This window comes from Streptomyces sp. NPDC005281 (assembly GCF_040607495.1).
Classification (GTDB): Bacteria; Actinomycetota; Actinomycetes; order Streptomycetales; family Streptomycetaceae; genus Streptomyces.
In genome coordinates, this window is sequence record NZ_JBEXGX010000111.1 from 1 (window position 1) to 1,102 (window position 1,102).

Annotated in this window: 1 pseudogene; it reads right to left on the minus strand. The window is 61.3% G+C overall.

Features of this window, described 5'->3' with window-relative positions:
- Positions 1-94 precede the first annotated feature (94 nt).
- Positions 95-784, minus strand: a pseudogene (locus tag ABZV42_RS42285) (IS5 family transposase); the annotation flags it as partial.
- Positions 785-1,102 lie beyond the last annotated feature (318 nt).

Consider the following 1,102-nt stretch of genomic DNA (forward strand, 5'->3'; position numbering starts at 1 on the left):
TTCGGATCCAGGTAAGTCATCCGGCCCAGGAACCTCCTTCCGAGTTCCTCCCGGCTCAGCCGGGGATACAAACAGAGCGCCTCGTGGCGCACATGCTCCGCTCCACGACCCAGCGCCTTTTGACGATATGAAAGCCGCGGATCTCAGGGTTTCTTTTGACGACCTCGACGTCGATTCCAAGCTGTGCCCCGTGCTCGACGACAGCGTTCTTGAAGCCGGTGTCGACCCAGCTCTTGGAGATGGTCGGGTAGGTCTTCTTGGCCTGGTCGAGGAGTCGTATTCCCACGGCGTTTTCCGACAGGCTTGCGGCGGTGACGGTCACGGCGAGGAGCAGGCCGAGCGTGTCGGTGATGATGCCCCGCTTCCGGCCGACGATCTTCTTTGCGGCGTCCGTTCCCTGGCTGGTCAGGGGCACGTTGGTGGAGGTCTTCACACTCTGGGTGTCGATCACGGATGCGGTCGGTTCGGGCTTGCGCCCCTCTTTCACACGGGCCAGGCCGGTCAGGTCGTAGTTGAGCTGGGCGAGGATTCCTTCGTCACGCCAGGCGGCGTAGTAGGCGTAGACGGTGCCGTGGTTCGGGAAGTCGTGCGGGAGGTATTTCCACGGGATTCCCGTGCGGTTGATGTAGAGGATTGCGTTGAAGACATCGCGTAGTTCGACCTGGGCCGGCCGACCGGTGGGTCTGCGATCGAGTCGGGCATTCCTCCAGGCGGATAAGGTCGGTTCGATCAACGCCCATCGGGCGTCGGACAGGTCGCTGGGGTACGGCTTGCGCTGGTTCACGAAAGGGCTCCTACACGAACAGCGCCGCCGACAGCGTTACTTGACCAGCTGGGCGTTTCTGTGACGTCCATAGACCAGACGGAATCCGGGTGCGAGACGCGGAGCAAATGGGCGCCGAGACCGGAGCCCGGAAGGCCGCGAAGCTGCACGCAGGGCACAAATCATTCTGAAAAGACCAGGCCGCAAGAGCGACGTAACACCGCAAGTCATAACTAAATGCCCACTCAGTGGGCATTTGGAGATGGTCTATGTCGGTAAGTAACTTTCATGGCCGTCAGATTTGAGGTGTTTGCCCCATGCAGGTACCCCCGCGTCCGT